At 52.5% G+C, this 26,204-nt stretch carries 25 protein-coding genes; 14 read left to right on the top strand and 11 right to left on the bottom strand.

The window, feature by feature from the left end:
• Positions 1-104 precede the first annotated feature (104 nt).
• Positions 105-1,061 (top strand): DUF6340 family protein, encoded by a 957-nt coding sequence (locus Q4E40_RS00345; protein WP_303409401.1) that lies wholly within the window; start codon positions 105-107, stop codon positions 1,059-1,061.
• Between the two features lie 77 nt (positions 1,062-1,138).
• Here Q4E40_RS00345 and Q4E40_RS00350 read toward each other — a convergent pair whose 3' ends face one another.
• Both Q4E40_RS00350 and Q4E40_RS00355 read right to left on the bottom strand, forming a co-directional pair.
• Entirely contained in the window at positions 1,139-1,720 is a 582-nt protein-coding gene (locus Q4E40_RS00350; protein WP_303409402.1) for a DUF3109 family protein, read from the bottom strand.
• Between the two features lie 77 nt (positions 1,721-1,797).
• Complete coding sequence (locus Q4E40_RS00355) at positions 1,798-3,408, bottom strand: ankyrin repeat domain-containing protein (RefSeq protein ID WP_303409403.1); 1,611 nt, start codon at positions 3,406-3,408, stop codon at positions 1,798-1,800.
• Between the two features lie 250 nt (positions 3,409-3,658).
• Here Q4E40_RS00355 and Q4E40_RS00360 point away from each other — a divergent pair, with 250 nt between their 5' ends.
• The 3 genes from Q4E40_RS00360 to murA all read left to right on the top strand — a co-directional run bounded on the left by Q4E40_RS00360 (position 3,659) and on the right by murA (position 8,022).
• Positions 3,659-5,914, top strand: a complete 2,256-nt coding sequence (locus Q4E40_RS00360; protein WP_303409404.1) for an ATP-dependent helicase — start codon at positions 3,659-3,661, stop codon at positions 5,912-5,914.
• Positions 5,915-6,033: 119 nt separating this feature from the next.
• Entirely contained in the window at positions 6,034-6,711 is a 678-nt protein-coding gene (locus tag Q4E40_RS00365; RefSeq protein ID WP_303409405.1) for a DUF4290 domain-containing protein, read from the top strand.
• Between the two features lie 6 nt (positions 6,712-6,717).
• A complete protein-coding gene (gene murA, locus Q4E40_RS00370; RefSeq protein WP_303409406.1) occupies positions 6,718-8,022 on the top strand; it encodes a UDP-N-acetylglucosamine 1-carboxyvinyltransferase in 1,305 nt (434 codons plus the stop codon).
• A gap of 141 nt (positions 8,023-8,163) precedes the next feature.
• Here murA and Q4E40_RS00375 read toward each other — a convergent pair whose 3' ends face one another.
• Entirely contained in the window at positions 8,164-9,357 is a 1,194-nt protein-coding gene (locus Q4E40_RS00375; protein WP_303409407.1) for a THUMP domain-containing class I SAM-dependent RNA methyltransferase, read from the bottom strand.
• Positions 9,358-9,617: 260 nt separating this feature from the next.
• Between Q4E40_RS00375 and murB the strand changes: the two genes are divergently transcribed.
• The 3 genes from murB (at position 9,618) to Q4E40_RS00390 (ending at position 11,720) form a co-directional block, all read left to right on the top strand.
• On the top strand, positions 9,618-10,634 hold the full coding sequence (murB, locus tag Q4E40_RS00380; RefSeq protein ID WP_303409408.1) for a UDP-N-acetylmuramate dehydrogenase: 1,017 nt from the start codon (positions 9,618-9,620) through the stop codon (positions 10,632-10,634).
• Between the two features lie 102 nt (positions 10,635-10,736).
• Complete coding sequence (locus tag Q4E40_RS00385) at positions 10,737-11,174, top strand: lipocalin family protein (RefSeq protein WP_303409409.1); 438 nt, start codon at positions 10,737-10,739, stop codon at positions 11,172-11,174.
• A 105-nt stretch (positions 11,175-11,279) separates the two neighbouring features.
• Positions 11,280-11,720 (top strand): hypothetical protein, encoded by a 441-nt coding sequence (locus Q4E40_RS00390; protein ID WP_303409410.1) that lies wholly within the window; start codon positions 11,280-11,282, stop codon positions 11,718-11,720.
• Positions 11,721-11,750: 30 nt separating this feature from the next.
• Here Q4E40_RS00390 and Q4E40_RS00395 read toward each other — a convergent pair whose 3' ends face one another.
• Positions 11,751-14,147: an endonuclease MutS2 gene (locus Q4E40_RS00395; protein ID WP_303409411.1), complete on the bottom strand. Its 2,397-nt coding sequence runs from the start codon at positions 14,145-14,147 to the stop codon at positions 11,751-11,753.
• 376 nt (positions 14,148-14,523) lie between these two features.
• On the opposite strand from Q4E40_RS00395, the gene Q4E40_RS00400 reads away from it, so the two are divergent.
• On the top strand, positions 14,524-14,994 hold the full coding sequence (locus Q4E40_RS00400) for a NanQ anomerase/TabA/YiaL family protein (RefSeq protein ID WP_303409412.1): 471 nt from the start codon (positions 14,524-14,526) through the stop codon (positions 14,992-14,994).
• Positions 14,991-15,704, top strand: coding sequence for a hypothetical protein (locus Q4E40_RS00405; RefSeq protein ID WP_303409413.1), 714 nt, complete (start codon positions 14,991-14,993; stop codon positions 15,702-15,704). Before Q4E40_RS00400 ends, Q4E40_RS00405 begins: the two co-directional genes overlap by 4 nt.
• On the opposite strand, the gene Q4E40_RS00410 is transcribed toward Q4E40_RS00405, so the two are convergent.
• The 4 genes from Q4E40_RS00410 to Q4E40_RS00425 form a co-directional block, all read right to left on the bottom strand.
• Positions 15,701-16,753: a serine hydrolase domain-containing protein gene (locus Q4E40_RS00410; protein ID WP_303409414.1), complete on the bottom strand. Its 1,053-nt coding sequence runs from the start codon at positions 16,751-16,753 to the stop codon at positions 15,701-15,703. The two genes, Q4E40_RS00405 and Q4E40_RS00410, sit on opposite strands and share 4 nt — an antisense overlap.
• A 23-nt stretch (positions 16,754-16,776) precedes the next feature.
• Positions 16,777-17,553: a TIGR02757 family protein gene (locus Q4E40_RS00415; RefSeq protein WP_303409415.1), complete on the bottom strand. Its 777-nt coding sequence runs from the start codon at positions 17,551-17,553 to the stop codon at positions 16,777-16,779.
• A 144-nt stretch (positions 17,554-17,697) separates the two neighbouring features.
• Entirely contained in the window at positions 17,698-18,684 is a 987-nt protein-coding gene (locus Q4E40_RS00420; RefSeq protein WP_303409416.1) for a septal ring lytic transglycosylase RlpA family protein, read from the bottom strand.
• Between the two features lie 21 nt (positions 18,685-18,705).
• Positions 18,706-19,476, bottom strand: coding sequence for a DUF4905 domain-containing protein (locus Q4E40_RS00425; RefSeq protein ID WP_303409417.1), 771 nt, complete (start codon positions 19,474-19,476; stop codon positions 18,706-18,708).
• Between the two features lie 84 nt (positions 19,477-19,560).
• Between Q4E40_RS00425 and Q4E40_RS00430 the strand changes: the two genes are divergently transcribed.
• The 5 genes from Q4E40_RS00430 to Q4E40_RS00450 all read left to right on the top strand — a co-directional run bounded on the left by Q4E40_RS00430 (position 19,561) and on the right by Q4E40_RS00450 (position 23,269).
• Positions 19,561-20,913: an NfeD family protein gene (locus tag Q4E40_RS00430; protein ID WP_303409418.1), complete on the top strand. Its 1,353-nt coding sequence runs from the start codon at positions 19,561-19,563 to the stop codon at positions 20,911-20,913.
• A 133-nt stretch (positions 20,914-21,046) separates the two neighbouring features.
• Entirely contained in the window at positions 21,047-21,382 is a 336-nt protein-coding gene (locus tag Q4E40_RS00435; RefSeq protein WP_303409419.1) for a hypothetical protein, read from the top strand.
• Between the two features lie 36 nt (positions 21,383-21,418).
• On the top strand, positions 21,419-21,763 hold the full coding sequence (locus Q4E40_RS00440) for a hypothetical protein (protein WP_303409420.1): 345 nt from the start codon (positions 21,419-21,421) through the stop codon (positions 21,761-21,763).
• A 104-nt stretch (positions 21,764-21,867) separates the two neighbouring features.
• The gene (kdsB, locus tag Q4E40_RS00445) at positions 21,868-22,602 is read left to right on the top strand and encodes a 3-deoxy-manno-octulosonate cytidylyltransferase (RefSeq protein WP_303409421.1); all 735 of its coding nucleotides are present in this window, start codon (positions 21,868-21,870) and stop codon (positions 22,600-22,602) included.
• Positions 22,603-22,828: 226 nt separating this feature from the next.
• Positions 22,829-23,269, top strand: a complete 441-nt coding sequence (locus Q4E40_RS00450; RefSeq protein WP_303409422.1) for a hypothetical protein — start codon at positions 22,829-22,831, stop codon at positions 23,267-23,269.
• A 516-nt stretch (positions 23,270-23,785) separates the two neighbouring features.
• Here Q4E40_RS00450 and Q4E40_RS00455 read toward each other — a convergent pair.
• From Q4E40_RS00455 to Q4E40_RS00465, 3 genes are all read right to left on the bottom strand, one after another.
• The gene (locus Q4E40_RS00455) at positions 23,786-24,133 is read right to left on the bottom strand and encodes a translation initiation factor (protein WP_303409423.1); all 348 of its coding nucleotides are present in this window, start codon (positions 24,131-24,133) and stop codon (positions 23,786-23,788) included.
• Between the two features lie 64 nt (positions 24,134-24,197).
• Entirely contained in the window at positions 24,198-25,079 is an 882-nt protein-coding gene (locus Q4E40_RS00460; RefSeq protein ID WP_303409424.1) for a diacylglycerol/lipid kinase family protein, read from the bottom strand.
• 123 nt (positions 25,080-25,202) lie between these two features.
• Positions 25,203-26,048 carry a universal stress protein gene (locus Q4E40_RS00465; protein ID WP_303409425.1) on the bottom strand — a complete coding sequence of 282 codons (846 nt, stop codon included), beginning with the start codon at positions 26,046-26,048 and terminating at the stop codon, positions 25,203-25,205.
• Between the last annotated feature and the right edge of the window lie 156 nt (positions 26,049-26,204).

The following is a 26,204-nucleotide window of genomic DNA, read 5'->3' on the forward strand; positions in this document are numbered from 1 at the left end:
AAAACAGGGTCGGTTTTTTTATTTGGCCCGATATATGCGGTTTTAAAATATAGTGCGATTATCATATTTGCTTAACTTAGCCTCGCACCTCACAAGCAACAAAAATGAACCCAAACAAGCTTCTCGCAACCCTTTTGTGGATTGTACTGGCCATGCAGCTTAGTGGCTGCGCCACCATGATTACGATGGAAACGGTGCGTCCCCCTGTGGTGCGGGTGAGCCCTGATCAGTGGAAGGTGCTGGTCGTGAACCGCTACGATGCGGCTGCACAGGCTACAAATAAAAACGAAAACGTAACAGCCGTACTGCGCGATGGAGCCTACCAGGCTGCCGGGGGAGTCATGGGCGCTATTTACAACGACTCAACTTTTGTGCTGGTCAACCCGGATCAGGCCATCAGCCTGCCTGCCAATACGGAGCGACTCAACGCGGAAGAAACTAATGCACTTTTCAAGCAGTATGGCCCGCACCTGATCCTGACGCTCGACAAGTTCAAGACAGGATTTGGAAAGGTGATGGACAACTATGAGGATGAGGACGGCTTCAAGACAAAAGTTGCCAACTACGACCTGGTGGTGGCGAGCACCTGGTCGCTCTATGACAGCACTGGTACGCTATTGGACCAGGCAACAGTGGAGCAGCAGGAATTCTATGACTCAAGGACCGTAGTGAGTGGCTTGCTGGCCATCGGGCCGGCCATGGGCAAAGCGGGTCCTGTGGTAAACCGGCTGGCGGTAGAGACGGGCTACAGCTACTGGGACCGGTTCTATCCACAGCCGACGCTGTTGGTGCGGCAGGTCCACATGGCGAGCCCGCTGCAAGACGCCCACATCATGCTGCTCCTGGGGCAGTTCCAGCAGGCCATTGCCAATCTTCAGCCGCTGGCACAGGACCTCTCCTCTAAAACAGGTATAAAGGCGGCCCACAACCTGGCCATTGCTTACGAGGCCGCCGGCGACTACGAACAAGCCACCTACTGGGCACGCCAGGCACAAAGCAAAGGCGATAAACTCGCTACCAAACTGCTGGAACTCTGGGCCAACGCCGGCCTGCTCAAATAGTCATCTCCTGAAAACAGCAAAGTCCGTCCAATTTGGACGGGCTTTGCTGTTTTATATGGTATACTTATACCTATACCTTAGGTAGTGGCAGCTTGTGCTTCTTTCTCAATCAACTCTGTCAGTTCACCATACCAGGCCTCTCCGTATTTGCGGATCAGCGGCTCCTTCAGGAACTGGTATACCTTCACCCCCAGGTCCGCCCCGAAATTGCAGGCTGCTGCGCAGATGCTCCAGCGGTCGTAGTTCAATGCCTCAAAGTCGTCGTATTTGGTGATGCGGATGGGGTATAGGTGGCAGGAAATCGGTTTTTTCCAGCTGATCTTGCCCTCGTAATAAGCCTGCTCAATGGCACACTTCAATATACCCTGGTTATCATAAAGTGCATAGGCACACTCCCGGTTTTCGATGGTTGGGGTGGAGTAATCGCCTTCAAAGTCCTGAATATACAGCCCCTGCTCTTCCACGGCCAGTTTCCCGGCTCCGGTCATGTAGGGTTTGATGTGCTCGTAGTTATCCGCCAGTATAGTCAGTTCGTCCTCCTCCAGTGGAGCGCCCAAGTCGCCCTCCACGCAGCAGGCACCTTTGCATTTTTCAAGATTGCAGACAAAAAAATTATCACGGATGTCGTCGCTGATGACGGTATTCTGAAGAACGATCATGTAAGTAATGAAATAAGAAGTCTCATACCGGCCTCACCGGCAAAGAAGAGACAAAATTAACGTTAAATAAGTTTAGACTAGCGCTTCGGGGCCCTGGCTCCTGCCGCCGTCAGAATATTCTGCACACTTTCGCGCTTGGTGTAGTCCATGGCTGTTTTGCCTGAGAAATCGCGCAGGCTTGGGTCGGCACCGGCATTGATCAGCATCACGATCACCTCGTTGCCACCGTCCAGCTGACAGGCCAGCATCAGTGGCGTCAGGCCTTCCAGGTTTTGAATGTTCGGGTTGGCGCCACCTTTCAACAAACGGTTCATCTCCATCATGTGCGTACCATTGGCAAAGCGCACGGCATAGTACAGGGGCGTATTGCCTTTGTTGTCCACTAGGTTTGGGTCAGCTTTGTACTTGAAAAGGGTATCCAGCAGCTGGGCCTGCTCAATCTCAAACTCTTCGGTATTGATGCGGGCACCTGACATGGCATAATGCAGGGCAGTCTTCCCGTCCTGATCAGTCGCGTTTACGTCAGCCCCGGCCTGCAGCAGCAGGCTGGCTACCTCCAATCGAACTTTCGGCTGGTAGATCACACCATAGTCTTCGAGCAACAGCGGAATGAAAATACCATGCATAAGCGGGGTGCGCAGCCTGAAGTCAAAATCATAACCGTTTGGCACGGACACGGTGTTAACGTAAGCGCCATTCTCCAGTGTACGCTTTACGATATCCGGGATACGCTCAATGGCTGCCAGCACCAGCTTTTGGTCAGATGACTGGTTGAGGTACTTTAGTTGCTCAAAAGCATTGGAACTACCTTGGGAAATAGCCTGGTGATAGAGTTTGCGTGCTTTCTCAGGCTCCGGTTTTCCCAGGTTGCCTTCTTCGTAGAGCAGGCCCAAGGTATAGAGGGCTTCCTTTTCTCCGACAGCGGCACCTTTCTCGAGCCAGTACTTCGCCTGCGCCACATTCTCTTTCACACCCTCCCCTCTCAGGTATAGGTTGGCCAGCGAAGTATAGGCCACCACGTCATTCAGCTCAGCGGCACGCTTGATGTAGGTATAGGCATAGCCCTTGTCCTCCATTTCGCCGTAGCCGGTATAGTACATACTACCCAGAATGCGGTTACTGAAGGCGTCGCCCGCGATGGCCATGTCCCGGATGTCGAGGGCGGCACTGCGCATAAGTCGTGTAAAGCGCTGTTTGTCCTCATCGTTCCGGATGGTCATCAGTTCAGCCAGACCCAGGTTACCGAACAGACTGCTGCCTTCCAGCGCCTTTTCGAACAGGATGCGGGCCGTGTCAGGGTCTGCTTTGTAGAACTTCTCAGGGTTGCGCACATAAGCGACTGAGTCAGAGGTGATGATCTCGTCGATCGGTGCGCCGTCTTCCAGCAATTCGCCGTACTGGTGCATGCGCCCCATAAAGTAATAGGCCGCTGCTTCGTCACGCGCCGCTGCCTGACGGAACTTGGCGTATGCTTCGTTGTACTTTAATCCGATATAAAGGTCCATGCCTTCCTGCATTTCCGGGGTGCGCCATACCTGTTTGGTGGAGCGGGGCACCTTCACCTGCTTGAGGGAGTCAGGTATAACCTTAACGACCTGGCTGGTATCGGATTGCGCCACAGCCAGATGCCCGGCCGGGAGCAGTGCAAGGAACAGGAGTAGTTTCTTCATGCGTGGTAATGGGATCATATATTGCTCAGGTATAAGGCAGGTATAAAACGCACCTCTACCCTCTTAATTTACAAAGATACAGATAATGTGGCGTTTCTCTAAAAAGCCCTGCCCGAAGACACACAAATCAGAGGCCAAAAATGCATTCCTTAAGAAGAAACCAATTGATAGGGCTGTCTGGTTCTGTAAATGTGCAAGTGCCGTTCCTAAAACGGATAGGAATGTGTAAATTGCATGGATTATTAATGACGCACGCGGAAGAGACGAAATGGATTATATTAGTTTACTGAACGAGTCGCAACGCAAGGCCGTGCTCCATACCGAGGGGCCAGCCATGATCATAGCGGGTGCCGGCTCAGGCAAAACAAGAGTACTCACCTACCGGATCGCTTACCTGATTGATCAGAAAGTCGACCCGTTCAACATACTGGCCCTGACCTTTACCAACAAGGCGGCCAAAGAAATGCGCCACCGTATCGAGAAAGTGATCGGTAACGAGGCCAAAAATATCTGGATGGGCACGTTCCACTCCGTTTTCTCGCGCATCCTGCGTGCGGAGGCGGACAAGATCGGCTATCCGAAAAGCTTTACCATTTACGATACGGATGACTCCAAGACGCTCATTCGCAACATTGTGAAGGAGATGAACCTGGATGACAAGCTCTACAAGCCGAACATCGTGCTTGGCCGTATCTCCTCCGCCAAGAACAAGCTGATCTCGGTGAAGCAGTACCTGAACGATGCCGTAATCCAGGCGGACGATGAGGCCGCCATGCGCCCGAAGATCGGCAAGATCTACGAGCAGTATGCCAACCGCTGTTTCAAGGCCGGTGCCATGGACTTCGACGATTTGCTGTTCCAGACCAACGTGCTGTTCCGCGACCATCCGGATGCACTCAACAAGTACCAGCATATTTTCAAGTATGTGATGGTAGACGAGTACCAGGACACAAACTACTCGCAGTACCTGATCACGCGCAAACTTGCAGCTCAGAACCGCAATATTGTGGTGGTTGGTGACGATGCGCAGTCCATCTACGCCTTCCGGGGTGCTGATATCCAGAACATTCTCAACTTTGAGCGTGACTACCCGGAGTTGGAAGTGTTCAAGCTGGAGCAGAACTACCGCTCTACCAAGAACATCGTGAACGCCGCCAACTCGGTGATCAAAAATAACTCGGCTCAGCTCAAAAAAGACGTTTACACAGACAACGAGCAGGGGCCGCTGATCGAGGTGATCAAAGCTAATTCCGATAACGAGGAAGGCAAACTGGTGGCCACCACCATCTTCGAAGAGAAGATGAGCAACCACCTCTCCTACGACGATTTCGCCATCCTCTACCGCACCAACGCGCAGTCCAGAGCGATGGAAGAGGCCTTGCGCCGCATGAATATCCGGTATAAGATTGTGGGCGGTCTGTCGTTCTACCAGCGCAAGGAGATCAAGGATTTGATTGCCTACCTGCGCCTGGTGGTGAACCCAAACGATGAGCAGGCGCTGCGCCGTGTGATCAACTACCCGAAAAGAGGGATTGGCGAGACCACCGAGCAGAAGCTGTTTGTAACGGCAGACGAGTCCAACCACAGCGTATGGGAAGTGATCCAGAATGCCGGGCAGTTCCTGGGCAACCGCGTGGGCACCGCGATCGAGAACTTCTCGATCATGATCAAGGACTTTGCCCGCATCGCTGACAACACCGACGCCTTTGAGGTAGCCAAGCACGTGGCCAAGCACTCCGGCATCGTAGACGACCTGTACCAGGATAAAACCGTGGAGGGCCTTGCCCGTTATGAAAACATCCAGGAGTTGCTCAACGGTATAAAAGAATATGTGGATGATCCGGAGAAGGAAGACAAGAGTTTGTCAGCTTTCCTGCAGGACATTGCCCTGATCACCGATGCGGATACGAAGGCAGATATGGAAGGTGAGTTTGTCACGCTGATGACAATCCACTCGGCCAAAGGTCTGGAGTTTAAGAATGTGTTCATCGTAGGTATGGAAGAGAACCTTTTCCCAAGCCAGATGATGCTGAACTCCCGCGCTGATCTGGAAGAGGAAAGACGCCTGTTCTATGTCGCCATCACCCGCGCCGAGAAGAAACTATACCTGACCTACGCCACCAGCCGTTACCAGTGGGGTAACCTGCGCGCCTGTGAGAAGAGCCGCTTCCTCGACGAGATCGATCCGAAGTACCTCAACTTTAAGTATGGCGAGCAAAACACGGCCAGTGGAGGCGGAAATGTATTTGACCGTGTGATGCAGCGCAAGAGCAGCATCAGCAGCCTGGTGCAGCAGCCGGCGCGCAAGCAGGCCGCTACCGCCTATACCGCCCCTGCCGACTTCCAGCCAAGCGATACGTCGAATCTGGCTGCCGGCATGAAAGTAGAGCACCCTAAGTTCGGGTTTGGCGTAGTAAGCAAAATGGATACACAGGGCAACAGCACTAAGGCTATCATCAACTTCGACGAAGTGGGAGAAAAAACCCTGCTGCTGAGCTTTGCCAAGCTGCGAATTCATAATTGAGTGCATGAGTGAGTTAGTGAATGAGTGATTTTTTGTAAATAGAAATTTAATCGCTCAGTCACTCCATCACTCATTCAAAAATAATTAATCCCTACATTTGAGATTCATAAATTGAGATAATGGAAGCAAGTACCACCTTTAAGCAGGACCTGTTGCTGCGCGAATACGGCAGAAACGTACAGGATCTTGTCAATCACATACTGAGCATTGAAGACAAGGCAGAGCGCACCCGCCTGTCATACCTGTTGATCAATCTGATGGCCAAACTCAACCCGCAGTTGCGTGATACCCAGGATTTTCAGCAGAAGCTCTGGAACCACTTGTATGTGATGTCCGGCTCAAAGCTCGACGTGGATGCCCCTTACCCGCTCAGCGCCATGGAGTACCTAAACGACAAGCCGCAGCGCATGGAGTACCCGCTCAGCACGCCCAGGTATAAGCACTATGGTCAGAACGTGGAGTTACTCATACAGCGCGCCACAGAGCTTGAAGACGAAAAGGAACGCGAAGCGGCGACCATTTCCATCGGGAAACTGATGAAGACACTGTACCGCTCTTATAACAAGGACAGCATCACGGACGATGTGATCATGAGCGACATTCAGCAGATCTCCAAAGGAAAACTGAACCTGGACCCGTCTATGATTGAGAGCAACAGCCTGTTCGAATCTGTCAGCAGCAAGTCGCAGGACAGTGGCAGTAACCGCCCGCAACAGCAACAACAGCAGCAGAACCGTGGCGGTGACAAGCGCAGCCACAAAAACACAAGACCAACTTCCAACCAACGAAACAAATAGTATTAAATGGCTTCATTTGAAGTAAAAGGCGGTGCAAAACTGCGCGGAGAGATCATTCCGCAGGGTGCCAAAAACGAGGCACTGCAAATCCTGTGCGCCGTGCTCCTTACCCCCGAGAAAGTAGTAATTTCTAATATTCCCGATATCCGCGACGTCAACAAACTGATTGACCTGCTGCGATCGCTGGGTGTGAAAACAGAGCGCCTGTCGCCGGATACCTATTCCTTCCAGGCCGATGACATCGACATCGATTTCCTGGACTCCGAGCGTTTTGTAGAGCTCGGCCGTGCCATCAGGGGCTCCGTGATGATCGTGGGCCCGATGCTGGCCCGTTTTGGCAAAGCAAAAATGCCAAAGCCAGGTGGAGACAAGATCGGTCGACGCAGGCTGGACACACACTTTACAGGATTCGAAAAACTGGGGGCTACTTTTGAGTACAGCGCCGAAGACGATTTCTATACCGTCACGGCATCCGCTTTGAAGGGCGCATACATGCTGCTCGACGAGGCGTCGGTAACCGGTACAGCCAACATCCTGATGGCCGCCGTGCTGGCAGAAGGTACCACTACCATCTACAACGCCGCCTGTGAACCTTATGTGCAGCAACTTTGCCGTATGCTCAACCGCATGGGCGCGAAGATCAGCGGCATTGGCTCTAACCTGCTCGTGATAGAGGGTGTGGAAGCGCTTGGAGGAACCGAGCACCGCATGCTGCCGGATATGATCGAGATCGGTTCTTTCATCGGCCTTGCCGCCATGACCGGATCAGAGATCACCATAAAAGATTGCAAGATACCCGAGTTGGGCCTTATACCGGACACTTTCCAGCGACTGGGCATCAAAATGGAGTTCCGTGGCGATGACATCTTTATACCTGAGCAAGACCGCTACGAAGTGGATACCTACATCGACGGCAGCATCCTGAACATTGCAGACCATACCTGGCCGGGTTTGACACCGGACTTGCTGAGTGTGGCCCTTGTGGTGGCTACGCAGGCGAAAGGCACTGTGCTGGTGCACCAGAAAATGTTCGAAAGCCGCCTGTTCTTCGTGGACAAACTCATCGACATGGGTGCCCAGATCATTCTGTGCGACCCGCACCGCGCTACGGTGATTGGTCAGAACAAGCAGATTCCGCTTCGTGGCATCCGCATGACGTCTCCTGACATCCGTGCTGGTGTGGCCTTGCTCATCGCAGCTCTTTCCGCCGAAGGCACCAGCATCATCGACAACGTGGAGCAAATCGACCGCGGCTACCAAAACATCGACGGCCGTCTGAATGCGTTGGGTGCGCAGATCAGAAGAATGTAACAAAACAAGTGACCATGAAAAGCGAGTAAATGTAACTCGGCTTAATCATTTGGTACCTGCTATACCTACTAAACAAGAAGAGCACCCTCAGCAGGTGCTCTTCTTGTTTGTATACCTCAGATTTGGTGTATACCTGCCTACTTAGTCTTGCTGCACTTCTTCTTTGCCCTCTCCTCTCCTGCTGCCCCGGTATAGCTCATACTTGAGCAGACGACAGTCAATGGCACCATTGTATAGGGGTGTGCGGCGCGAAGCTTTGAGGCCGATGCTTTTCGCGGCATCCAGGTTGCCGGTGAATACGAAGGCGTCAAAGCCCTGGTAGTTGTTCTTGAGTGTGTCCCCGATCTGCTTGTAAAGCGCGTGGATATCGTCTGATTGGATCCGTTCGTTGTAGGGCGGGTTCATGATCAAGACACCTTCCTCTGTTGCAGCTTTTGTCTCGAAAAAGTCAGCCATTTCCACTTTGATGACATGCTCCAGCCCGGCGTTCTCGATGTTTTTTCGGGCAGCCATCACATAGTCCGGGTCAATGTCGTAACCAATGATCTGGGCTTGTGGCTCGCGCTTTTCTTTGGCTTCGGCCGTTTTCCATACCATCTCGAACAGCTCGGCGTTGTAGTCTTTCCAGCTCTCAAAGCCATAAGGGTCGCGGCGGAAGATTCCTGGTGCAATGTTCTGCGCCATCAGCGCGGCTTCAATCAGGAAGGTGCCCGAGCCAGCCATGGGATCTATGAAGGTCGACTTCTTGTCCCAGCCTGACAGGGCGATGATGCCAGCGGCCAGGACTTCGTTGAGCGGAGCCACGTTGGTCTGCAGGCGGTAACCACGGCGGTGCAGCGAGTCGCCGGAAGAGTCGAGCGACAGGGTAACCATGTTTTCGTGCATGTGCAGGTTCAGGCGCACATCCGGCCGAATGCGGTCCACAGAAGGACGCTCACCGGTGGCTTTGCGGAACTGGTCGACAATGGCGTCTTTGGTTAGCTGGGCTACAAACAGTGAGTGCTCAAATGTAGAATGGCTCACCACGGCATCGATGGCAAAGGTCTGGTTCAGGTCCATCACCTCGGCCCAGTTGGTTTTCTGCACCTGTTCGTAGAGGTCGCGCTCGTTGCGGGCTTTGAAGTTGCGGATCGGTCTGAGAATGCGAATGGCAGTGCGGCACCACAGGTTAGCTTCGTAGAGTTGGCGCAGGTTACCAGAGAAAGAAACGGCCCGGTTTCCTACTTTGATAAACTCTACCTCAAGTGCCCGCAGTTCATCTGCCAGCACTTCTTCCAGACCACTGAGCGTTGTGGCAACTATATTGAAATTATCGCTCTGCTTTTGCTTCGCCATTTGCTATACCTGTTTAAACCGCAAAAATAATGTTAATAGTTAAGAGTTATGAGTTAAAAGTTATGAGTTGTAGTCAATTTAAAGAGTGAAGCTTTGTGTTATTGTTCCTCCAGTATCAGTGTGCTACTAAATCAAGTGTACTATACCTACTGTATGGTAGCCATTTGATCAACCTTATACCTCCATCGTCTCTCCAACTCTTAACTCATAACTTTTAACTCTTAACTAATAAAGCTTAATTTTACGGCAAATTCCCGCTTATGAAATTCGAGAAAGACTTTTCCCTTAAACCTTACAATACATTTGGCATTGATGCCAGGGCCAGGCACTTTGCGCGCTTTGACAGTGTGCAGGAACTGCAGGAACTGCTGCAGCGGCCGGAGGTAAAGGAAGAGCCGAAACTCATTCTGGGCGGGGGAAGTAACTTGCTGTTCACCAAAGATTTTGAAGGCATCGTGCTGCTCAATGGCATCAAAGGTATGGAAGTGCTGCGCGATGACGGTAGCTATACCTACGTGCGGGCAGGTGGTGGGGAAAAATGGCACGACCTGGTGCTCTTCTGCCTCGAACATGACCTGGGCGGCATCGAGAACATGTCGCTTATACCTGGCACGGTGGGGGCCGCTCCCCTGCAGAACATCGGGGCTTATGGCGTCGAGCTGAAGGATGTGTTTGTAGAACTGGAAGCCGTGCAGCTCGAAACCGGCCAGGTCCATACCTTCGACAAGGAGGCCTGCCAGTTCGGGTACCGGGAGAGCGTATTCAAACACAGCCTGAAGGGACAGTATGTGGTAACGTCCGTAACCCTGCGCCTTCGCAAAAACCCTGAAGTGAACACCACTTACGGCGCCATACAAACCACCCTGCAGGAAATGCAGGTGCAGCAGCCAACCATACACGATGTAAGCGCCGCCGTATGCCACATACGCCGCAGCAAACTGCCTGACCCGGCACAGATCGGCAATGCGGGCAGCTTCTTTAAAAATCCCGAAATTCCGGTCCTCCTCTTTGATGTGCTCAAAGAGCAATATCCTGATATGCCTGCCTACCCGGTATCGGAAATGAGCGTGAAGGTACCGGCCGGCTGGCTGATTGAGCAGTGCGGCTGGAAAGGCAAAGTAATCGATAACTTCGGCGTACACAAAAACCAGGCCCTGGTACTGGTGAACTATGGCGGCGCGAAAGGTGAAAACCTGCTGCAACTGGCACACGATATCATTCAGTCGGTGAAGGAGAAATTCGGCATTTCGCTGCAGCCAGAAGTGAACATCATCTAAGCCTCAGGGCTTCCGGGAAGGCCCAAAATTTTTAAGTAAACTTCCCTAACTTATTTAAACAGGCTGCGATATACAGGGTAGACTTTAATAGCTTACAACCCTATGAAACTTTACATATACCGCTACCTACTTTTATTTCTGGCGTTTCCCCTGACGCTGGTCTCCTGCGACGATGACGATCCTGAGCCTACCAAAACCGACCTCGTTGTAGCCCACGAATGGCAGGGTGAGCGTGTGTTGGTCAATGGCATTGATGTGTCAGACCGCCCGGAGATCAAGGACATGTTGCTCGACATCAAGAGCACGCGCCTGACGCTGCGCCGCGATGGCACCTATACTGCAGTTTACGACCAGGCAGGCACCTCACAAACCACTACCGGCACCTGGGAGTTCAAGGAAAATGAGACGATCATCTACTTCGACCTGCTCGGCGACCTTCAGATAGAAAGCCTGACCACCACCAACATGGACCTGATCACCACCGTGAACCGCAACAACACAAGCTTCGATGCGAAGGTCCAGTTTGTGAAGAAAGACTAAATTAACTAAGTTAGGGCCGGCGAATGCCCTACGTGCTACTTCACGGCACTTTTCCCAGCGCAGGACAGGATCCAGGTAATCTATGTTTTACTATAAAATCATTCTATGAGAATTCAAAAATTACTCACCTTCCTGTTTGCCCTGCTTCTGGTAACCAGCATGACCTCGTGCGACAAAGACAAGGACAAAGAGCCGACGAACAAAGACATATTGACATCCAGCATCTGGAAAGGCGAATCTATATGGGCCTATGGCAGCGATATCTCCGATCTGTTTATGGATGAGCTCGGTTATGACATCAAAAAAAACACGGTTAAGTTTGACAAAGCAGGCACATACGTGGACTCCTATGAAAGAAGTTCATTGAACGGCACCTGGGAATTTGCGGATAACGATAAATCCATCATATTCGATAAAGGAACCGATGATGAATACACAGCTACTGTACTGATGCTTACAGATAAAGAGCTTCGGATGGAGCAAACGATAGAACCTGAAGAAAATGATGAGGAGCCCCTAACACTGGAGGTCCGATTTATTAGATAACTAAAAAGGCTCCCTTGCAGGAGCCTTTTTCTATTTCAGTACAGCCAGGGTGGCACCATCGCCTCCCCTTTCCTCGGCCTCGCTGGCCAGGCTGACCACTTCCGGTATAGAGTACAGGTAGTCGCGCACGACCTGCCGCAGCACCCCGTTTCCCCGCCCGTGCACGATCTTGATCTCCGGTATTCCCAGCATGATGGCTTCGTCCGTGAAGTTCATCACTTTGTTTAAAGCATCCTCGGCATACTCGCCCCGGATGTCGATGGTAGAGCCAAAATCGGCCATACGCTGTGTGATGTTCATGCCACGGGTATAGCCCTCGGCCACTTCGGCTTTCTTCTGCTTTTTGGTCTGCGCTTCGGCACGCTCCAGGTTGTCCACCTTTACGATCGTCTTCAGGCCACCAAAAAGTACCTCGGCTGTTTTGCCTTTAATACCTACGATCTCGCCCACTGAGTCCTGCCCGATCAGCGCCACCGTATCCCCGGCTTTAAGCGGTCCGCCATTGCTGGCAATCCGTTTATGGGCAGGTCGCGGCTCCTCTTTGCGCACCTTTTCGGTGGCAAATTCCTCGAGTTCGCGGCGGGCCTGCTTGGTCTGCTCCTTTTCGGCCTGGCTCTGCTTGATCTGCTGGATGGTGGCCTCGATCTTCTGATTAGCGTCCTTGAGCAAGAGTTTGGCCTTGCCTTTGGCTTCGCGCATCACATCCTGCTTACTCTCCTCCAGGAAGTTCTTCAGGTCAGTATACTCCTTCACGTTGCGCTTCAATTTTAGCTCCAGGGCGGTGGCTTCTTTCAGCTTCTTCTCCAGTTCCTGCTTCTCGGTTTCCAGTTCTTCCAAGAGGCGGTCGTAGCGGATCTTGTCCTTGCCTACCAGGCTGCTGGCCTTGTCCACGATTTGCCGCGGCAAACCGATCTTGCGGGCAATCTCAATCGCAAACGAAGAACCCGGTTTGCCAATCTCCAACTGGTAGAGCGGCTGCAGGTTTTTGTGGTCGTAGCGCATGGCCCCGTTCACAATGCCTGGCGTGCGCTCGGCAAAGTTCTTCAGGTTGGTGTAGTGCGTCGTGATCACGCCAAACACCTTGCTGTCGTTCAGGTTCTGCAGCACGGCCTCGGCAATGGCGCCGCCCAGCACGGGCTCCGTACCCGTACCAAATTCGTCTATCAGCACCAAACTCTTGTGATCGGCCACCGTCACGAATTTCTTCATGTTGGTGAGGTGCGAACTATAGGTACTCAGGTCGTTTTCGATGGACTGCTCATCGCCAATGTCGATGAAGATGTCGTGGAAGATGCCGGCCTCCGAATTGTCGGCCACCGGTATCAGCATGCCGGTTTGGAGCATGTACTGCACCAGCCCCACTGTCTTCAAACTAACGGATTTACCACCGGCGTTCGGACCGGAAATCAGCAGAATGCGCTGGTCACGGGTCAGTTCTAGTTCCATCGGTACTGTCGGTTTGCCCAACTGCTTATGCGACAGGTATAGCAGCGGGTGAATGGCCTCTTTCCAGGCGATGTGCGGGTACTTGTGCAGCTTCGGCATAGTTGCCTCCACACGTCGGGCAAATGCCGCCTTGGCCCGGATAAAGTCCAGCAGACCCAGGTACTGGTACGCTTTGCGCAGCTCCGGTATGAAGTTGCGCAGCGTGTTGGTCAAACCTATCAGGATGCGGATCAACTCACGATGGTAGGCATTCTCCAGGTCCTTGATGTCGTTGTTGAGTTCGAAGATAGACTCCGGCTCAATATATACCGTCTGTCCCGTGTTCGATTCGTCATGGATCAGGCCTTTGATGCGGCGCTTGTGCTCGGCAATAACAGGTATAACCAGACGCCCACCGCGGATGGTTGGTTCGGCATCGCCGGGAGTCCAGCCTTCGTTCTTGGCGTGTCGCATGATCGAGCTGATCGTTTTACGCAACTGTCCCTGCTGCGCGATCAGATCGCGCTTGTAACGCTGTAGTTCGGGCGAAGCATCGTCGCGCACGGCACCGGCATCGTCCACCACTTTGTCGAGGGCGGCTATCAGCGAGCGTTCGACCATCACGTTGGCACCCAACGCTTTCAGGGCCTCAAACTTACCCTCTTCGGTGCTGGAGATGAAGCGCTGCGAGTCGCGGATGGTGCGCAGTGACATTTTGATCTCGAAGAAAGCCTGCACTTCCAGGAAAGTCCCGGGTATAGCGGCGCGGTCAAGGTAGGCGGTTACGTCGAAGTAATGCTGCAGCGGAATTTCGGCGTCGGACTCGAGCAGTTGTTTGAACTCGTTCGTCTGCTCCAACAGGCGCTGCACCAGGTCATGGCGGTTCAGGAAGGTCATGCGGCTGACAAACTGCCGGCCGAGTGGGCTCAGGCAAAGTTCCGAAAGCATTTCGCGTACCTGCGCAAAGCCGATTTTTATTTCAAAGTTATCTGGATAGATCAATTGTTATCTCTTAGATTTAGGGCAAATTTAGCATATTATAACAAGTAAAGGTGCTGCTTTCGTTCGCTCGGATTTTATAAATTATGCATCGTTTGGATTGGAGGTGGTCGCTTGCTGTTCGTGCATGATTCACCCACCCCTGCTCATTCCGATTGGGGAATTTTCCTGAAGATTCGGACAGGGGTGCTGGTGCAGCACTTGGACAGGTATACGGGTGCATAATTTCCGGTGCACGATTCGGACAGGTCGCGACCTGTCCCTACAAGGAGACGATCATGCTGCGTAGCACCACATCGTTAGGGTGTATTATCGTTGCGTATTAATTTATTAACTTATTAACTTATTAACTTTCTAACTTCTCAACTTTCCAACTTATATGGTTCTAGACAAACTCACCAACGCCAACCGCTATACCTGTATGCACCCGCTTTTTGCGCAGGCTTTTCAGTTTTTGCAGGATGCCGACCTGAAGACACTCCCGCTTGGTCAAAAGGCGATTGTGGGCAAAGACCTCTTTGCGATCATCTCCGAAGGGAGTGGTATACCTGAAAAAGACGCTAAGATAGAGGTGCACCGCAAGTACATCGACATCCAATACGTGATCAATGGCACCGACCACATGGGCTGGAGAGACCTGGCCTTGTGCAGCGAACCCAACGACCCCTATACCGACGAGCGCGACGCCGCTTTTTTCCCGGACAAACCTGCTTTTTGGTTTGATGTGCCGGCCGGTTCTTTCACCATCTTCTACCCCGACGATGCCCACGCCGCCATGATTACGGAAAAGGAGGTGCGCAAAGTTGTGTTGAAAATCGCCGTGGAGCCGGAAGGCCATGTGGAGGCATGAAAAAACTAGCCTCTTTGCTTGCTTTGCTCTGCCTGACTACTGCAGCCAGCGCACAATCACAGCCTGACTCGCTCAAAAATCGCGCCTTTGGGAGTTATATTTTTGTTCCTGTCGAATCCCCGATCATCGAAAACAAAGGCTTTGAGAATGCGGTGGCTGCTGCCGGATTACCAGAGGCCAAGCACCCGACTGCTACTTTAGGTCTAGGCTTCCAGTTTTATGTGAACCGCGGAATCAGCACGATTTCTTTTGCGATAGGTACCCGCAAAAAAGATGAAAGTGCATACCTGATGGAAATGGAATACCGGTCATTCTCTTTCAATTTCGGCTACGATCTGACCAAAGGCCATCGCTACGCACTCTACCCATACCTTGGCTTCAAAGGCAATGGACTTAATTACCTGTACCGCGAGAAATTAGAGGAGACAATGGATCTGGAGGATTACCTAGAAACAGACCTGCAGTATAGGGAAATCCACAACTCGAGAGCACACCTGGACTTGGGTTTCGGCTTTGCTAAGCAGTCTTTTTATTTGGTCAATGTGCGGGTAGGCTACATGGTGCCACTCGAAAAATCACGTTGGACCATCAACGACGATCTGCACCTCAATACCGCGCCAGGTACTAGGTATAGGTTTTACTTTTCACTCAACATCGGCTTTGGTGCTATCTTCACCGAAGACGACGTCAGAAGAAGGAACAGCCATTAGCGGGTCAATTGCAGCAAGTTTCGAATGAGCCCTGATTCGGTTTGCAGCACATGAAATTGCGATAACACATCCAGAAAGCCCGTCAGCAGGTGCGGGTTATCGGCTATGTTGGACAAACAGGCGATCAGCACGTCATGTTCAGGTATACGGATGACGAGATTGCTGAAGCCGCTGGTATTGCCGGTATGGTACATCTCCAGTCCCCCCGAGTTGCGTCTGCTGAAGAACCAGCCCATGCCGTAGAATCCATTATGATAGCCTTCGAGGGGAGTGCATACCTGCTCCAGCGCGGGCACCATACCTGGTTGCTGGCTGAGTGCCTGGTGCCAGCGCAGGTAGTCGCGCACCGAGGTATAGATGCAGCCGTCGCCTTTGGTAGCCGTGCAGGTGGCCTGATCGGCCAACACGATATTATCTTCCCCGTTTCGGGCATAGCCCATGGCGCGTGCAGGTATAGATCGATTCCTTTCATAGAGCTTTGTGTGGTGCATGCCGAGCGGCGCAAAGAGGCGCTGTTGTAGGAAATCGGCATAGGCTATACCTGACACCTGCTCCACCACCAGCGCCAACAGCACATAGCCGGTGTTGCTATACCTGTAAGTGGTGCCAGGCGAGAAGTAAGTTTCATTCTGTGAGACAGCAATCGCCAGTACTTCCGCATCGCTGATCTGCCAGTCAGGCCGCTCCTCTACAAACTCCTCGTAATCAAGCAAACCGGAGGTATGGCAAAGCAAATGCCGCAGCGTCACCTGCGTACCTATACCTGCCGGAAACTCTGGAAAGAACTGCTGCAACGCATCGTCATAAGACAAGCGCCCCTCCTGCTCCAGCAGCTGGATGCACATGGCCGTAAACTGCTTGCTCACCGAAGCTAGCCGGAAAGTAGTGTCAAGTGTAATCCGTTCGCCGGAGGAGAGATCCGCTATACCTATACTGCCGGCATACAGCTCCTCTCCTGCCACCGACACCAGCAGGGCGGCACCAGGGCCATCGGAGGTATAGGAATTCCTCAGGTGCTCGTCTAACGCTTTTTGTAATTGCTGCCGCATAGGATAATGTTGAGTGCTCTTCCTTAGAATTTCTCTTCCACACCCAGTCCGAACAGAGCGTAATCGTATTTTACCGGATCCTGTGGGTCAAAAGCGCGCAGGTGATCGGTCAGTTCCTCAGCTGTTTGCCAGTCCATGCCTTTGCGGGTGATCAGGCCGAGGCGTCGGGCCACCCGCTCCACGTGCACATCGCAGGGACACACTAAGTCAGCAGGCTGCATGGTATGCCAGAGGCCGAAGTCCACGCCGCCGTCAGCGGGCCGCACCATCCAGCGCAGGTACATGTTCAGCCGCTTGCAGGCCGACTTGCGGGCCGGGGTCGAAATGTGTTTGCGAGTGCGGTGCGGGGCTTCCTCCAGACTAAACACCAGGTCGTGAAAATGCTCCAGCCGCTCTTTCTGTGTCCTGACCTCGTTCCGTATACCTGTAAAAGCCGTTTCCAAGCTGTCGTGCTGCTCATAGTACCACCGGAACCAATGAAAGAGGTATAGCAGGTCGGTGTCGTTGAAAGTGCGGTGCTTGAAACCCAGAAAGCGTGGCAAGTCCTGCTCTTGGTGCTGTAGGATAAACTCGTGCGGGGCATTGTCCATCAGGTCCATTAGCCTGAGGCAGTTATTGATGATGGTCTTGCGCTGCCCCCAGGCCAGGATGGCTGCAAAAAAACCGCTGATCTCAATGTCCTGCTTTTTGGTGAAGCGGTGCGGAATGGACACCGGGTCGTGCGGAATAAAGTTGGGCTGGTTGTAGTGGGCCACCCGGTCGTCGAGGAGGGCTTTTATCTGGGCGATATCCTGTTTCATGTGCTTGGTACGAGAAATGGCGCCTTGCAAGTTAAGTAATCTGCAATTGGCAGACCAATTCGCGGATGCTCATCTGGTATAAAATGCCTCAAAACAAAAAAGCCCGGACATTGCTGCCCGGGCTTTCCTTTATCACTATACCTGCTAGGGCATGTAAGACAATTCTACTCTGAACTTCTGGTCGATGGCGCCCAGCTTCTGGCAGGCCTTCTTAGACAGGCGCACCACCACGTTGTTGTTCTCGCCTGTGTTTGGCAATTTGCCGATCACGCGCACGTACACCACCTGGTCGTTCATAGCGTTTTTCACTTGCATGATCGTGCCTACCGGAGCCGTTTTGTGCAGTGCCAGGTATTTGTTGGTATCGGCTTTCGGGTCGATCATTTCGGCCATCCCTGTCTCGAGGATCTTCTTGGCACCAGACACAGAATCTACCGTCTCCTCGTCATCGTCATTCTTCACGCTGGTGGCAGGTGCCGGCGAGGCAGGTTGCGGCGTCAGTACAACGTGTGTATTGGTCGGGGTAGTCGTTGCGGCTACAGGCTCTGTCGAAGCTACGGCTGTCTCCGTTACTTTATCTTTTGCTATCTCGTCATCTGTCTCGCTCACATAGATCGGATTCTTGGAAGGAACCGGCTGGCCTTTGCCTACGATCAGCAAAGCACCCACGCTGATCGTGTTATCTGGCAGGTTGTTCCAACGCTTGATGTCATCCACTTTCACGGCATGCATACGCGAGATCGAGTACAGCGTCTGCTGAGGCTCTACCTGGTGCAGCTTCTCGCCACGGCTGTTCACAGTAAAGGTACGGTTGCTGGCCGTGCCTGCGGCAGGAGCCTGCTTAACAGCGGGAGGCGCTGCGGCATACTTACGCGGAATCAGCACCAGCTGGCCTACGTTGATGGTGGTTTCTACGGATGGGTTGGAGTCCACGATCTGGGCCACGGACACGCCATACTTCCTGGAAAGGGCGTAAAGCGTTTCTTTCGGCTCTACGCGGTGCTGCACGTATACCTTCCCGTTCTTACGCTCCACACCCACCGAGTCGCGCAGGGCAACCAGGTCGAAGGCTGAAGCCGAAAAAGGAAGAAGTGGCAATGCTACAAGGGCGATGAGTAAAATTCGGATCATAGCTAAAAGTCGAACTAAAAATTAAAGAGAATATGCCTTCAAGGTTGTTTTGTTTTGCACGAAATACAAACTGCGCATAAAGATAAAAAAAGTATCTGAACCTACGCCATCCAATGCTCCTGCAAGTAACTCATTTAAGTGCAAAAAACCATTTAAATCAAAAATAGCCAGAAAATTATCTAACTTATTTTCGCCTGCATCCTTGTAGTAACTTACTAGCAGACACGTATCCGTTTCAGCATACTCAAGCGCCCTTACGGGCTCACAGTCAAGCTCCTGCCTTAAAAAATCGCGTACCTGTTCATAATAAACCTCCCCCTCCCGGTACAGGTGCGGGTATAATACACCCTCAAATCGGAGTTGATGGTAGCGCTGCACCCGATCGGCCGCCTCTTTTTGACCTATATCGTTTTGCACCGTTTTACCGTAACCGCTTTCCAGCAAAAGCAGTTCCCCACGTTCCTGACTAATATCACTAGCCAGCAGCCCCCGCTCCTCTATACCGTAAAAGGCCAGGTCCGGCTGCTGCCACAACGCCCTGCCTGAGTCAGCCGCAAAAGCCCGTATGCCCTTGTGCTGCCCCAGTTTGCGGTCGCCGTAGCCATGCAGGTATAGCACCTGGTCGTGCATGTCTTCCAGGCCCAGCCACCAGGTGTTATGATCAGGCAGATTCAGCTCCAGCAGCTGCCCATCGGCCAGGCGCAAGGTATAGAAGCGCGCCTGCAACAGGTCGGCATCACGCACCTCCAGCGCCATCCAGCCGCCGCGTGCATCCAGGCGAATGCGCCACACGGGCGCCTCAAAATCGTATTTAAGGAGTAGGGAAAGAATAAGCGGGATTTTTTTAGTATCTTATTTCCGATTAAGCCCAAATGTATGAAATCTAACGCAAAAATATGGCCTTGGCCCTCACTCCTCTTGCTGGTCCTTCTGTTTTCTTTCACGGCAGCATGGGCTCAGGAGAAGCAGCGCCAGAAGGTGTTCATCATGGAGATCGGGTCGGAGATTGACCCGCGCACCAACCGCTATACCCAGCTGGCGCTTGACGAGGCCACCCGCTTGGAGGCCGACCATGTGCTGCTGAAACTGAACACCTATGGGGGTGCCGTGAACGACGCCGACGCCATCCGCCTGCGCCTGCTCGAGTATCCGAAGCCAGTCTATGTGTTCATCGACAAAAACGCCGCCTCGGCCGGAGCGCTCATCTCCATTGCCTGCGACAGCATCTACATGGCGCCGGGTGCCAACATTGGGGCGGCCACGGTGGTCGGGGCCGACGGGCAGGCCGCTCCGGGTAAATACCAGAGCTACATGCGCTCCATCATGCGCTCCACCGCCGAAGCCAACGGGCGCAACCCCAGACTCGCCGAAGCCATGGTGGACGCTGCTGTGGACAGCACGTTGTCGGCAGACCAGGTGCTCACGCTCACCACCTCCGAAGCCATCCAGCACGGCTTCAGCGAAGGGCAAGCCAACAACATTGAGGACGTGCTACAAAAGCTCAATCTGCAAGACGCCGAGATCATCCGCTACGAACTCAGCACCACCAACAAGGTTATTTCTTTTTTCCTGAACCCCGTCATCAGCGGCATCCTCATCTTGATCATCATCGGCGGACTTTGGTTCGAACTGCAGACTCCGGGTGTGGGCTTTCCGCTCATCGCCGCCATTATTGCCGGCGTGCTATACCTGACGCCCTTCTACCTCAACGGACTGGCCGAGCATTGGGAAGTGCTGCTGTTCATTGTGGGGCTGGTACTGATTGGGCTGGAGGTATTTGTGATTCCGGGCTTTGGGGTGGCGGGTATTAGCGGCATTACGCTGGTGTTTCTATCGCTGCTCCTGATCATGGTCAACAACCAGGCTTTTGACTTCACATTCGTATCGTCTGAGCGCCTGATGGAAAGTCTGGTGTCCGTGCTGCTGGGTATGATCAGTGCCGTAATCATTGTGATGCTGACCTGGAACCGCGTGCTGGGTAGCCGTGCTTTGCGCCGTGTCACACTTGTCAACACCTTCGACAGCAAGGAAGGTTACCGCTCCAGCCACTCTGCCGAACACCTGATTGGCAAAACAGGTATAGCCTACACCCGCATGGCACCAAGCGGTCGCATAATGATAGACGACAATGTGTACGACGCACAGGCCCGGGATGGCTTTATCGAGAAGGGTGATTCTGTACAGGTGATCGACCAAAGCACCTTTGCACTGCGGGTAAAGAAAGTTTAAGAGTTAAGGGGTTTAGGAGTTCTAGAGCCAGAAAACTAGGCACTTCGGTAAACTGAATCAAATAGGAGTCATCATGCAACCCTCCTAGTGAAATCCGGGTCTTGCCAATAAAGACACCACCTAATTTAAGTAAATGAAAAGACTGACGCTTTACCTTGTCGCACCCCTGGTGCTTATGTTAACCGCTTTCTCCTGTGACAAGGACGAAGACCTGGAGGTGATGGAATCGACCGCTACCCTGGTGTGGTCAGGTGACTATGCCGTAGATGGATGTGGTTTCAGTATTGATTTAAATGACCGGCAATATAAGCCTGAGAATGAACAGGGAATAGACAATAAATTCAAAGCGCAGGAATCCCATACCGTTCACATCAAGTATACCCTGCCTGCCAAACCCAAGGAATTTACCTGTGGGTGGGGAGCGCATAAAATGAATGCTATCCGTATAATTTCCATCAACGAGGTATAGCCTTATACCTGCACGTCAACCTGTAAACTATACCTGATGAAAAACTTACTGTATACGGCCCTACTGGCCCTGATAACAACGATGGCCTTTACTGCCTGCCAGAACAATACGGACGGGAACGCCGAAACCGATGATGCCATCCTGATCTGGTCAGGTGAGTACATGGTTGACGGTTGCGGCTTTGAAGTGGAAATCGACGGAAAGCGTTTTAAGCCCGACAACGAAAATGAGATAGACGAGGCATTCAAGGTAGAAGGCGAAACACCCGTGATCATCACCTACGAGAAACTGGGCCGCCAACTCGACATCCGCTGCGGATTGTCGACGCAAAGCAGGGTCATGGACGCCATCCGGGTAATCTCTGTTAAGAAACGGACCTAGGCCGCCGCCAAGCTTTTTATACCTGCCTGCTGCATTACTCCTATCTCTTGCGTAACTTGCCGGGGCCTGCCGCTGCATGGCCGGCCACAGCAAACGTCTGCCTTATGCAAATACTTGGCATTATACCTGCCCGCTACGCCTCCACCCGATTTCCCGGAAAGCCGCTTGTCGACATTAATGGTAAAAGCATGATCCGGCGGGTGTACGAACAGGCTTCATCATCTGGTTTAACAGAAGTGATCGTAGCCACTGATGATCAAAGCATTCTGGATCATGTGCAGGAGTTCGGAGGCAAAGCAGTGATGACAGCAGCCCACCACCAGAGCGGCACCGACCGCTGCTTCGAAGCCTACCAGCTACACGACCAACCTTTCGAGTACGTGATCAACATTCAGGGAGACGAACCCTTCATCAGGCCCGAGCAGATCGACCTGCTTGCCAACTGCTTCACAAATCCGCAGACGCAACTCGCGACCCTGATCAAGAAGATCAGCACCCCGGAAGAGCTCTTCAATGTCAATGCGCCGAAAGTAGTCGTGAGCCGCCATGGCGAGGCCCTGTATTTCAGCCGCCAGCCTATACCCTACTGCCGCAACGTCCCCAACGACATCTGGCATAAACAGCACACTTACTACAAGCACATCGGCATCTACGGCTACCGCACCGACATCCTGGAACAGATCACCCAGCTGCCACCTTCCAGCCTCGAGCTGGCTGAGTCGCTGGAGCAACTGCGCTGGCTTGAAAACGGCTTCCGCATCACCACCGCCATCACCGAGTTCGAAACCATAGGCATCGATACCCCGGAAGACTTGGAGAGAATAATTAATAATGATTAGTGAGTGATGAATAAGGGGGAAGAATGACTAATGGATAAGGGTCTTGCATTGTGGATGATTAACCTAAGTCTCAGCCTAGACCATTCATGTTTTGATTCAAACTCCCTACGTCAAACCACTGATTACATTATTCTTAAGTATAGAAATGCCCCTGTATCAAAGACACTAAAACCGATTCTCCACGAACATCAATTATACATTAATCATTAATCACTTGTCATCCTTCATGAAGAACTATACCCTACTGCGGTTTGTGAAGTTGAACCTATACTTCTTCGGGATGTATGGGCTACTGACTGCGACCTGGTTTGGGATAACCGGAAGATTTAGTGAGGAGGCGACTGGGGCAATAAACGAGATTTTGGTGAATGCGGCGATCTTCTCGCTGCTGTTTACGATTGCTCTCCTGCTGTGGTATAGGCGAACAGAAGTGAGAATCCCGGTGAAGACTATCTCCCCGAAAGCACTAGATCAAAAACTGGAGGAGATCGGCTACGAGCGTATACCTGGCAAAGACAAAGGCGCAGTGCAGGTATACAAGCCCCGCCCACCCAAAGCCCCTGCCCTAGCCGGCCGCCTGTTCGTGCAAAAGTCCGCTAACTTCTACCACCTGCAAGGCCCGGTGAGTAAGCTGAAGAATCTGGGAGTGCAGGAAGTTATTAGGTAGGGATGTAGGGATATTATAGGTAATGTCGTTCGTGTTTGGACGCTTAGCGCTCTTTCAGACATCCATGCCCGAAAGCTTTATCGAGGGCCCCTAGCTCCATTGCTGGGGATGTCCACATCCCCGTGCTCAGGTTCGCAGGTATAGGGGACAAGGATATCCCAGGCAGAAATACTTCCAGACACGGATGTCCGAATGAACGCTATAACTTACAAACGGGGATTAGGAAATCCCCGACCGTTTGCTTCGGGATTGATAAATCCCGAAGAGCCTTTTAGAGTGACTTTATAGAAAAGGAAACCATTTGTAGGGACAGTGCGGCCTGTCCGAATCGTGCATCGGCAATCATGTACCCGTATACCTGTCCAAATTGTGCACTGGTAAACCTGACTGAATCATGTGCTGAATTCCCTGTTCGAATGTGCTGGTTAATCCCCTTCTCGGAGAGGCAGAATTGGTTTTATTCCGCATCCAACAATTTAACCATCAACAATTCAACAATTTAACAATTCACTCAAATCACCCGCCTGCCTTTTTTGCCTTGTAGCCGGCGGCCTGGAGTACCTGCAGCACCTTATCACGGAAATCCCCCTGAATCAGAATCTCACCATCTTTAGCCGAGCCGCCAACACCACATTTGTTTTTAAGCATTTTACCCAACTCTTTCAAGTCCTCGTCTGTCCCGACAAAGCCAGCCACCAGCGTGACCTGCTTGCCTGCGCGTGATTTCTTATCGAGCATTACTTTCAGGTTCTGCTGCTGGGGCGGCAGCGTTTCGGACTCATTTTCCCGCTCGTACTCGTAGTTAAAGTCAGAGTTAGTGGAGTACACCACCCCCTGCCTGCCTTTTTTATTCTTGTCACTCATAATCTTGTTCTCTATACTTTAATGCTGCCGCGCTATACCTCTTGCGCTCCTCACGCTTGTAGCGCTAGTGTGCCACCACATGCAACGATTGTGGCACCATGCGCACTATAAATTCCTTTGCCTTACCCAGGTACTCGCCGTCGGCGTGGTGCATCATCTCGTGGTCGGTCTGCACCGTTACACCTTTGGTCTTAAAATACTCGGCACTGTCTGCGCTTGCCGGCTTGTTGGCCAGCATGGCGTAGCTCAATTGCAGCGCTTTGAACATATCCAGCTTACGCACCAGGCACACGTCCAGCATGCCATCCCGTATGTTGGCCATAGGGGCGATATAGGCGTTATTGCCATATTGTGCCGCATTAGCAAAGGCCATCACGAACAGCTCTGTTTCAATGGTTTTTCCATTGATGACGGCCTTCACCGGAAGGTGGCGGTAGTTGCGCACTTCCTTCAGGATGAGCTCTACATAGGTCTGCAAACCCCGTTTCTTGCTCCCCGCAAACACCGAACTGATGTAGGCATCAAAACCTATACCTGCTGTCGTGAAAAAGGGGCGCCCGTTGATCGTGCCGCTGTCAATCTGAGACCGGTGCCCGTGGTTGAGGAAGCGAATGGCCGCGTCAACGGTCAGGGGTACCTGCAGGTGGCGGGCCAGCCCGTTGCCGGATCCCCGTGGGATAATGCCCAGTGCCGTTTCGGTATGCAGCAGTCCCTGAGCCACCTCGTTTACTGTACCATCTCCCCCAACGGCTACTACGACCGCATAGCCCTGCGCTGCCGCCTCCCTAGCCAGTTCCGGGGCATGACCGGCGTAATCGGTATACACAATGTCGTGGTCAAACTTTCCGTGGTCCAGGTGGAGTTTGATGCGTGCGGCAACATCTACCCGGCTACTGGGACCGGAAGTGGGATTGATGATGAACCGGAATCGGGGACGTTTGCTCATATCGCTCGGATCGGCCAAAGGCGCTGCTGACTGGGTTAATTCTACGCAAATTAACCTATTTCTGGCGGAGAATAAAAAAGCCCGGCGATTTGCCGGGCTTTCTGTTACGTAGGTATAGGTTCCTTATTTGAGGTGGAAGGTCAGCACCGGGATATCCGAGTGGTTGACCAGGTCTTCGGCGATACTGCCGCTGAGCAGGTGTGCCAGACCAGTACGGCCGTGCGTGGCCATCATCACCAGGTCAGCGCCCACCTCTTCTGCAAAGTTCAGGATGCCGTTTTCCTCGATCACGTCATTGTATACATTGGTGGTGTAGTTTTGCAGCCCGTAGCGTTCTGCAGCGTCCTGCATGCGCGTACGCAGAATGGAGTTCGACTCAAAAGCGCCGGGCGTGTTGATGTACACCAGGTGCAGCTTGGCACCGAACATCTGCTGGAAGAACTTAAACTTCTCCATGGCCGTACCGATTTCGCGCTTGAAGTCAGAAGGCAGCACGATGTTGCGCACCTTGAAGTTAGGAATGGCTCCTTTAATAGTCAGTACCGGGCACCCGGCCGTGCGCACCACCTTCTCCGTGTTGGAGCCCAGCAGGAACTCATTCATACCGCTGGCGCCTTTCGAGCCCATCACCACCAGATCTACCTGATCATCGCTGATCACACGGCGGATCTTGCGGATCACGTTGTCGGCGTCCACTTCCTGCACTACCTCAACCCCGGCGTGCTCCACGGAGCGCTCCAGCTGTGCCATACGGCTTTTGGTCGCCTCCAGCAGCTTCATCATGTATACCTGTTCCATACCGTCTCCGCCCACCAGGTCGCCGGTCACGCTAAAGGATTGAGAGTAAGGCATCTCGACAACGTGCAGCAGTTTAATGGCGGCTCCTGTCTGGCGTGCGATGGCAACAGCTACTTCAAAGGCATGACGGGCCTGGTCAGAAAAGTCGGTGGGTACAAGTATTCTTCTCATAATTGGTGCGGTTTATTGCTTTGCTTTGTTTTCATTGTAAAGGTACAGGGCTCTATACGCCCGAACGATGACGAATGTCATTTCAGGTGAAATATAGTAATTTTCTTTTATATACGCTAAAAACACAAAAGCCCACCAGAGAGGCGGGCTTTTGCA

Source organism: Pontibacter coccineus, from assembly GCF_030546575.1.
Lineage (GTDB): Bacteria > Bacteroidota > Bacteroidia > Cytophagales > Hymenobacteraceae > Pontibacter > Pontibacter coccineus.

Excerpts from the sequence above, each read along its gene's own strand:
- Q4E40_RS00345 (WP_303409401.1), top strand. The coding sequence starts at position 105 with ATGAACCCAAACAAGCTTCTCGCAACCCTTTTGTGGATTGTACTGGCC.
- Q4E40_RS00350 (WP_303409402.1), bottom strand. The coding sequence starts at position 1,720 with ATGATCGTTCTTCAGAATACCGTCATCAGCGACGACATCCGTGATAAT.
- Q4E40_RS00355 (WP_303409403.1), bottom strand. The coding sequence starts at position 3,408 with ATGATCCCATTACCACGCATGAAGAAACTACTCCTGTTCCTTGCACTG.
- Q4E40_RS00360 (WP_303409404.1), top strand. The coding sequence starts at position 3,659 with ATGGATTATATTAGTTTACTGAACGAGTCGCAACGCAAGGCCGTGCTC.
- Q4E40_RS00365 (WP_303409405.1), top strand. The coding sequence starts at position 6,034 with ATGGAAGCAAGTACCACCTTTAAGCAGGACCTGTTGCTGCGCGAATAC.
- murA (WP_303409406.1), top strand. The coding sequence starts at position 6,718 with ATGGCTTCATTTGAAGTAAAAGGCGGTGCAAAACTGCGCGGAGAGATC.
- Q4E40_RS00375 (WP_303409407.1), bottom strand. The coding sequence starts at position 9,357 with ATGGCGAAGCAAAAGCAGAGCGATAATTTCAATATAGTTGCCACAACG.
- murB (WP_303409408.1), top strand. The coding sequence starts at position 9,618 with ATGAAATTCGAGAAAGACTTTTCCCTTAAACCTTACAATACATTTGGC.
- Q4E40_RS00385 (WP_303409409.1), top strand. The coding sequence starts at position 10,737 with ATGAAACTTTACATATACCGCTACCTACTTTTATTTCTGGCGTTTCCC.
- Q4E40_RS00390 (WP_303409410.1), top strand. The coding sequence starts at position 11,280 with ATGAGAATTCAAAAATTACTCACCTTCCTGTTTGCCCTGCTTCTGGTA.
- Q4E40_RS00400 (WP_303409412.1), top strand. The coding sequence starts at position 14,524 with ATGGTTCTAGACAAACTCACCAACGCCAACCGCTATACCTGTATGCAC.
- Q4E40_RS00405 (WP_303409413.1), top strand. The coding sequence starts at position 14,991 with ATGAAAAAACTAGCCTCTTTGCTTGCTTTGCTCTGCCTGACTACTGCA.
- Q4E40_RS00410 (WP_303409414.1), bottom strand. The coding sequence starts at position 16,753 with ATGCGGCAGCAATTACAAAAAGCGTTAGACGAGCACCTGAGGAATTCC.
- Q4E40_RS00415 (WP_303409415.1), bottom strand. The coding sequence starts at position 17,553 with ATGAAACAGGATATCGCCCAGATAAAAGCCCTCCTCGACGACCGGGTG.
- Q4E40_RS00420 (WP_303409416.1), bottom strand. The coding sequence starts at position 18,684 with ATGATCCGAATTTTACTCATCGCCCTTGTAGCATTGCCACTTCTTCCT.
- Q4E40_RS00430 (WP_303409418.1), top strand. The coding sequence starts at position 19,561 with ATGAAATCTAACGCAAAAATATGGCCTTGGCCCTCACTCCTCTTGCTG.
- Q4E40_RS00435 (WP_303409419.1), top strand. The coding sequence starts at position 21,047 with ATGAAAAGACTGACGCTTTACCTTGTCGCACCCCTGGTGCTTATGTTA.
- Q4E40_RS00440 (WP_303409420.1), top strand. The coding sequence starts at position 21,419 with ATGAAAAACTTACTGTATACGGCCCTACTGGCCCTGATAACAACGATG.
- kdsB (WP_303409421.1), top strand. The coding sequence starts at position 21,868 with ATGCAAATACTTGGCATTATACCTGCCCGCTACGCCTCCACCCGATTT.
- Q4E40_RS00450 (WP_303409422.1), top strand. The coding sequence starts at position 22,829 with ATGAAGAACTATACCCTACTGCGGTTTGTGAAGTTGAACCTATACTTC.
- Q4E40_RS00455 (WP_303409423.1), bottom strand. The coding sequence starts at position 24,133 with ATGAGTGACAAGAATAAAAAAGGCAGGCAGGGGGTGGTGTACTCCACT.
- Q4E40_RS00460 (WP_303409424.1), bottom strand. The coding sequence starts at position 25,079 with ATGAGCAAACGTCCCCGATTCCGGTTCATCATCAATCCCACTTCCGGT.
- Q4E40_RS00465 (WP_303409425.1), bottom strand. The coding sequence starts at position 26,048 with ATGAGAAGAATACTTGTACCCACCGACTTTTCTGACCAGGCCCGTCAT.